The following is a 6,815-nucleotide window of genomic DNA, read 5'->3' on the forward strand; positions in this document are numbered from 1 at the left end:
TCCATGATTACGGCGATTTTTATGAGACTAAAGATAGGGCATGTGATGTCTGGCGAATTTAACCTGATTGAAAAATATTTTGTAAATCGACAACCACAACGTAAAGACGTTCTTCTAGCTGCTGGCGATGATTGTGCTTTGGTCAAAGCGCCGGGCAATGTTGAGATAGCGATCAGCACGGACACCTTAGTGGCTGGTACCCATTTCTTAGCTGAGGCGAATCCGGCTTGGGTGGCACACAAAGCGTTGGCTTCCAATATCAGTGACCTTGCTGCAATGGGCGCGACGCCTGCTTGGGTGTCTTTTGCTTTAACCATGCCTGAAATCGATGAAGCATGGCTTGCTCCCTTCTGTGACTCCTTTTTTAAACTCGCAGACTACTTTGGTATTCAGTTAATTGGTGGCGACACAACCAAAGGTCCACTAAGCCTGACACTGACGGTACAGGGCTTTGTTCCTGAAGGACGAGCGCTGCGCAGAGATGGCGCGAAAGTGGGCGACTGGATTTACGTAACAGGTAATCTAGGTGACAGCAAAGCTGGCTTAGAAGTGTTACTTAACCCTGAGCAGAACAGAGCGAAGCCCTATGCTGCTGAGCTTGAAGAGAGACATTATGTGAGCGCCCCACGAGTGTTAGCGGGTCAGGCTCTAGTGAACCTTGCTTCATCGGCGATTGATATCTCTGATGGCGTTATTGCTGATTTAAAACATATCCTTAAGCGTTCTCAAGTTGGCGCGAGTATTGATGTAAGCACGCTGCCTATCTCTCCAGAGTTACGTCAGTTCGCTCCTGATATCACTTCAGCTCAGCAGTATGCGCTAACGAGTGGTGAAGAGTACGAACTGTGCTTTACTGTACCAGAAGAGAATAAAGGGTCGCTGGAAAGTGCTTTGTCACACACTGGTACAAAAGTCACCTGCATTGGCCAGATAAGACCTGTAGAATATTTTGAATTACACAATAATGGTGAACCACTAAACTGGAACTTAACTGGTTACGATCACTTTAAGGTTAATTGATGACAAACCCACTTTCTCTTATTTCTCTTAAAAATCCTTGGCATTTCTTAGCAACGGGTTTTGGCAGTGGCTTATCGCCTATTATTCCCGGCACAATGGGCACGCTTGCGTCAATTCCGTTGTACCTATTGTTGGTTCAGCTACCGTTTCCTGCTTACGTTGCCGTGGTGGTGGTAAGCTGCATTATTGGTATTAAGATCTGCCAAGTAACGTCTGATGATATGGGCGTGCATGACCACGGTTCTATCGTTTGGGATGAGTTTGCGGGCTTTTGGATCACCATGAGCTTAGTGCCTATGCTGAATATCCCTGCCGATGACTGGAAATGGCTTCTGACTGGTTTTGTGCTTTTCCGCTTCTTTGACATGGTAAAACCTTGGCCGATTGGTTGGCTAGATGCGCGAATTCACGGCGGCTTGGGTATCATGATTGACGATATTGTAGCGGGTATTATGGCGGCTATTTCGTTGTATGCCGTGGCACATTTCGCAGGTTGGTTAGTGTGAGTTAACTGAAGGGCTAAGGTTTAGTTGGCGATACACCAAACTAATTAGCAGATACTAAAAAGGTTGACCCTAGGGCCAACCTTTTTTGTTTGCGGAGCTTACGAGCTTACGAGCTTACGCATTAAAGCTACTTGGCAAGATAGTCAGTGATAGACTTCTCAATCCCTTTCGCATCTAAGCCAAGCTCTTCATGCAGCTCACCTTGAGTACCTTGAGCAATAAACTTGTCTGGTAGGCCAAGGTTCAATACTGGCATCAGTAGTTTTTCTTGCATCAAGAATTCAATCACACCCGCACCCGCACCACCTGCAATCGCGTTTTCTTCGATAGTCACTAGTACATCGTGGTCAGCAGCAAGTTGTTTGATCAGAGCTTCGTCGAGGGGCTTAACAAAGCGCATATCTGCCACTGTAGCATCGATAGCATCAGCCGTTTGAAGTGCACTCTCAAGGAAAGTACCGAAGCTTAGGATAGCGACCTTCGAGCCATCTTTTGCTTTTTCGCTTTCGCGGACGATACGACCTTTACCAATCTCAAGAGCGGTAAACTCACTTTGAATCTCAGTACCCATGCCATTACCGCGAGGGTAACGAACGGCACTTGGACCCGTGTGCTGGTGACCGGTGTAAAGCATTTGGCGACATTCGTTCTCGTCGCTTGGTGCCATGATCACCATGTTTGGAATACAGCGCATGAAACTTAAGTCGAACGCACCTTGGTGTGTTTGACCATCGGCACCGACGAGACCTGCACGGTCAATAGCGAACATAACCGGTAGATCCATGATTGCCACATCGTGGATCAGTTGATCGTAGCCACGTTGTAGGAAAGTCGAGTAGATAGCCACAATTGGCTTATCACCCGCAATCGCCATACCCGTTGCTAGGGTCACAGCATGCTGCTCAGCAATTGCTACGTCGAAGTATTGTTCTGGGTACTCTTTCGAGAAACGCACCATGCCAGAACCTTCACGCATTGCAGGCGTGATTGCCATTAGCTTAGGATCTTGCGCAGCCATATCACACAGGAAGTCGCCAAAAATCTTAGAGAAAGTTGGCTTAGAGCTGGTGCTCTTAGGTAGGCTTGAGTGTGCGGGATCGAACTTTGGTACACCGTGGTAGCCAATTGGATCTTTCTCAGCTGGCTCGTAGCCTTTGCCTTTCTTAGTCATGATATGCAGGAACTGAGGGCCTTTAAGGTCTCTCATGTTCTTAAGCGTTTTAATCAGCTCATTTACATCGTGGCCATCAATTGGGCCAATGTAGTTAAAGCCTAACTCTTCGAACATGGTGCCAGGTACAACCATGCCTTTTAGGTGTTCTTCTGTACGACGAACCAACTCTTTAATCGGCGGAACGCCTGATAGCACTTTCTTGCCGCCCTCACGAATTGACGTGTAAAGACTGCCAGAAAGAACTTGAGCTAGGTGGTTATTTAGCGCACCTACGTTTTCAGAGATCGACATCTCGTTATCGTTCAGGATAACCAACATATCATTGTGAATATCGCCTGCGTGGTTCATTGCTTCAAATGCCATACCCGCAGTAATCGCGCCATCACCAATCACACTCACGACTTTACGGTTCTTGCCTTCTTTCTTCGAACTGATAGCCATACCAAGTGCAGCACTGATCGATGTTGAAGAGTGACCAACAGAAAGGGTGTCGTATTCGCTCTCTTGACGCCATGGGAATGGGTGCAGTCCATCTTTTTGACGGATAGTCGACAAGCGGTCGCGACGACCTGTAAGAATTTTGTGCGGGTATGCTTGGTGACCAACATCCCAAACCAACTGGTCAAAAGGCGTGTTGTACACATAGTGCAGAGCAACTGTCAGCTCTACTGTACCTAAGCCTGACGCTAAGTGACCACTTGACTGGCTCACTGAGTTAAGAAGATAGGTACGTAATTCATCACAAAGCTGTGTCAGCGTCTCTTTTGGAAGTAGACGCAAATCCTCTGGCTTATCAGCCAAAGCAAGAGTTGGGTACTTTGATATATCAAGAGTCATAGGTAATGCGCGCTTATTGTCTTAGTTCTTGCGCTCGATGACGTATCGGGCGAACTCTTCGAGTAACTGGGTATTGTATGGGATTGCAGCCAAAGCTTGAAGCGCTTCCTGTAGCAGAGTTTGCGCTTTTTCTTGAGCGCCCTCTAAACCTAGCAAAGAAGGGTAGGTGCTTTTGTTCAATTCTTGGTCAGAACCCTGTGGCTTACCCAAAGTTTCAGTATCGCCAGTGATATCTAAAATATCATCTTGAACCTGGAATGCTAATCCAATGGCGTCGGCGTACTTGTCTAATTGAGGCATCACTTCAAACGCTTTTTCACCAGCAGCGAGAGCACCTAAACGAATCGCACATTTCATTAGCGCGCCCGTTTTATTGCGGTGAACTTCTTCTAACTCTTCTAGCGTAACAGAGCGGTTTTCAGCTTCAATATCAAGTGCTTGTCCAATACACATACCTTGTGCACCAGAGGCTTCAGCTAGGCGTTGAATCATTCGAACGCGATTGCTTTCACCGTCAGCACTTAATGTACCTTCCGCAAGTATAGTAAATGCCAGAGTTTGTAGGGCATCGCCCGTTAAAATGGCGGTCGCTTCATCGTATTTGATGTGACAAGTCTGATGGCCACGACGCAGTTCATCGTCGTCCATTGCTGGAAGGTCGTCGTGAATCAGAGAATAGGCATGAATACATTCGATTGCAGATGCTGGAGTGTCGAGTTCTTCAGCGGTGCAGCCGAGCATTTCCCCTGTAATGTAGACAAGAAATGGACGTGCGCGTTTACCGCCTAAAAGTAACCCATAACGCATCGCGTTGATCAGGTTCTGATCTTGGTGTGGTAGGCGATCAAGCCAAAGGTTCAGTTGCTCGTTATTACGTGCTTGATAAGACAATAAAGTCTCAATCATAGGGGATCTCATACAATTCGTTATTCTGGTTGTGGGTTAAAGTCACTAAGTTCTGCGTTTTCATCATTTTGCAGTAGGATGCTAACACGCTGTTCAGCATCGTTTAGTTTGCTTTGACCGGCACGAGCGAGGGAGATGCCTCGTTCGAACTTTTTCAGCGCATCATCTAAAGCTAGATCACCATTTTCTAGTTGATCAACCAAGCCATCAAGCTCTTCGATTGCTGCTTCAAAGCTCATATTTTCAGGTTTCTTAGTAGCCATAATAAATCTGCGTTTGGAAAGATGAACGAACGTTACCCTAGGCCGCTGAGATGGTCAAATGTAACCAAGAAATTTTGCTAGAAAGTTCGTTTTTAAGGGGCTTGAACGTACTTTGCTTGAATAACCTTAGCTTTATCGAGTTTATGCGCTACGTATAAGAGCAAAGTAAGCCAATAGTTGGGATTCAAAAACGAAAAGTGTGATACTTAGGCCAAGAATTTACTAAAAGATCTTATAGTCTTGCCGATAAAAAGATTATCGTCGACATAGAGCTACAAAAAAGCATGAGGAGTGCTCAGTGGATTTAGCAACCCTAATAGGTTTGATTGGTGGATTTGCCTTTGTAATCATGGCAATGATCCTAGGTGGAAGCCTCGGGATGTTCTATGACACGACATCCATATTGATCGTGGTTGGTGGTTCAACGTTTGTTGTTCTGATGAAGTTCACCATGGGACAGTTCTTTGGCGCGACTAAGATTGCCGGCAAAGCTTTTATGTTTAAAGCGGATGAGCCTGAAGATCTTATTGCGAAAGTTGTAGAGATGGCTGATGCGGCTCGTAAAGGTGGTTTTTTAGCACTGGAAGAGATGGAAATTAACAACAGTTTCATGCAAAAGGGCATCGATCTTTTGGTGGATGGCCATGATGGAGATGTAGTTCGTGCTGCACTGCAAAAAGACATCGCATTAACCACAGAGCGTCATGAGCAGGGCGCGAAGGTGTTCTCTGCATTTGGTGATGTAGCACCCGCGATGGGTATGATTGGTACCTTGGTTGGCTTGGTTGCCATGCTTTCTAACATGGATGATCCAAAAGCGATCGGCCCTGCGATGGCGGTGGCACTTTTAACCACCCTATATGGTGCGATTCTTTCGAACATGGTGTTCTTCCCAATTGCCGACAAGCTTGCGCTGCGTCGTGACCAAGAGACACTCAACCGTCGTTTGGTTATGGATGGCGTACTCGCGATTCAAGATGGTCAGAACCCACGAGTAATCGATGGTTACCTGAAGAGCTACCTAAACGAAGGTAAGCGTACGATTGATGGTGAACCTGCGTAAGAGGAGTTGAAGATGGATGAAGAAAATCCATGTAAATGTCCTCCTCCGGGATTGCCTCAATGGATGGGGACATTTGCTGACTTGATGTCACTGCTGATGTGTTTCTTCGTACTGCTGCTCTCATTCTCTGAGATGGACGTACTGAAGTTCAAACAGATCGCTGGCTCGATGAAATTTGCGTTTGGTGTACAAAACCGCTTGGAAGTGAAAGACATTCCTAAAGGCACCAGCATCATTGCACAAGAGTTTCGACCTGGTCGTCCAGAGCCGACACCGATTGATGTGATCATGCAGCAGACGATTGATATTACGCAGCAAACGCTTGAGTTTCATGAAGGTGAATCTGAGCGTGCTGGCGGTACCATGCGTGATCAAGGCAAGATGACCGGAGGCAAGTCGCCAGAGGTTTCGACTCACGACAATCAAAACTCTGAGTCAGACCAACAGCAACAACAAGCTGAAGCTCAATCGCAAGAGATGGAAACCTTGATGGAAAGCATCAAGAAGGCGTTGGAGCGAGAGATAGACCAAGGCGCGATTGAAGTTGAAAACCTTGGCCAGCAGATTGTGATTCGAATTCGTGAGAAGGGTGCATTCCCATCGGGTTCTGCTTTCCTACAGCCTAAGTTCCGACCTTTGGTGAGACAGGTGGCTGAGTTGGTGAAAGATGTTCCGGGTATCGTTCGAATCTCAGGGCACACCGATAATCAACGTCTTGATTCCGAGCTTTATCGCTCTAATTGGGACTTGTCATCACAGCGAGCAGTGTCTGTTGCTCAAGAGATGGAAAAGGTGCGTGGTTTCTCTCATCAACGCTTGAGAGTACGCGGCATGGCGGATACCGAGCCAGTCGAGCCGAACGATACTGAATGGCAACGTAGCCTCAACCGCCGCGTTGAAATCAGCATCATGCAGGGCGAGCCGCTTTACAGTGACGAAGTGCCTGTTATTAATGAATAGCCGATACGTGTACACACGGTAGCATGCAGATAGCATCGAAAGCCCAACCTTATAATGAGGTTGGGCTTTTTGTTGTGCGCCGAGCA

General features: G+C 46.9%; 7 protein-coding genes. 4 read left to right on the forward strand and 3 right to left on the reverse strand.

The window, feature by feature from the left end:
* Positions 1 to 45: 45 nt before the first annotated feature.
* The gene (gene thiL, locus AB4167_RS13960) at positions 46 to 1,020 is read left to right on the forward strand and encodes a thiamine-phosphate kinase (protein WP_136981672.1); all 975 of its coding nucleotides are present in this window, start codon (positions 46 to 48) and stop codon (positions 1,018 to 1,020) included.
* Positions 1,020 to 1,526, forward strand: coding sequence for a phosphatidylglycerophosphatase A (gene pgpA, locus AB4167_RS13965; protein ID WP_017060782.1), 507 nt, complete (start codon positions 1,020 to 1,022; stop codon positions 1,524 to 1,526). The genes thiL and pgpA overlap by 1 nt, the downstream gene beginning before the upstream one ends.
* A 127-nt stretch (positions 1,527 to 1,653) precedes the next feature.
* On the opposite strand, the gene dxs is transcribed toward pgpA, so the two are convergent.
* The 3 genes from dxs to xseB are packed head-to-tail and all read right to left on the reverse strand — an operon-like array spanning position 1,654 to position 4,706.
* On the reverse strand, positions 1,654 to 3,537 hold the full coding sequence (dxs, locus tag AB4167_RS13970; RefSeq protein ID WP_017066824.1) for a 1-deoxy-D-xylulose-5-phosphate synthase: 1,884 nt from the start codon (positions 3,535 to 3,537) through the stop codon (positions 1,654 to 1,656).
* A 21-nt stretch (positions 3,538 to 3,558) separates the two neighbouring features.
* Entirely contained in the window at positions 3,559 to 4,443 is an 885-nt protein-coding gene (ispA, locus tag AB4167_RS13975; protein ID WP_017063336.1) for a (2E,6E)-farnesyl diphosphate synthase, read from the reverse strand.
* A gap of 20 nt (positions 4,444 to 4,463) precedes the next feature.
* On the reverse strand, positions 4,464 to 4,706 hold the full coding sequence (xseB, locus tag AB4167_RS13980; protein WP_004734405.1) for an exodeoxyribonuclease VII small subunit: 243 nt from the start codon (positions 4,704 to 4,706) through the stop codon (positions 4,464 to 4,466).
* 298 nt (positions 4,707 to 5,004) lie between these two features.
* Between xseB and pomA the strand changes: the two genes are divergently transcribed.
* Positions 5,005 to 5,769, forward strand: coding sequence for a flagellar motor protein PomA (pomA, locus tag AB4167_RS13985; protein ID WP_017060778.1), 765 nt, complete (start codon positions 5,005 to 5,007; stop codon positions 5,767 to 5,769).
* A 12-nt stretch (positions 5,770 to 5,781) separates the two neighbouring features.
* Positions 5,782 to 6,729: a flagellar motor protein MotB gene (locus AB4167_RS13990; RefSeq protein WP_017060777.1), complete on the forward strand. Its 948-nt coding sequence runs from the start codon at positions 5,782 to 5,784 to the stop codon at positions 6,727 to 6,729.
* Positions 6,730 to 6,815: the final 86 nt, after the last annotated feature.

This window comes from Vibrio sp. 10N.286.49.E11 (genome assembly GCF_041469505.1).
Lineage (GTDB): Bacteria > Pseudomonadota > Gammaproteobacteria > Enterobacterales > Vibrionaceae > Vibrio > Vibrio crassostreae_C.

What these genes read in the sequence shown, in the direction of transcription:
- thiL (WP_136981672.1), top strand. Translation starts at nt 46, where the DNA reads ATGTCTGGCGAATTTAACCTGATTGAAAAATATTTTGTAAATCGACAA.
- pgpA (WP_017060782.1), top strand. Translation starts at nt 1,020, where the DNA reads ATGACAAACCCACTTTCTCTTATTTCTCTTAAAAATCCTTGGCATTTC.
- dxs (WP_017066824.1), bottom strand. Translation starts at nt 3,537, where the DNA reads ATGACTCTTGATATATCAAAGTACCCAACTCTTGCTTTGGCTGATAAG.
- ispA (WP_017063336.1), bottom strand. Translation starts at nt 4,443, where the DNA reads ATGATTGAGACTTTATTGTCTTATCAAGCACGTAATAACGAGCAACTG.
- xseB (WP_004734405.1), bottom strand. Translation starts at nt 4,706, where the DNA reads ATGGCTACTAAGAAACCTGAAAATATGAGCTTTGAAGCAGCAATCGAA.
- AB4167_RS13990 (WP_017060777.1), top strand. Translation starts at nt 5,782, where the DNA reads ATGGATGAAGAAAATCCATGTAAATGTCCTCCTCCGGGATTGCCTCAA.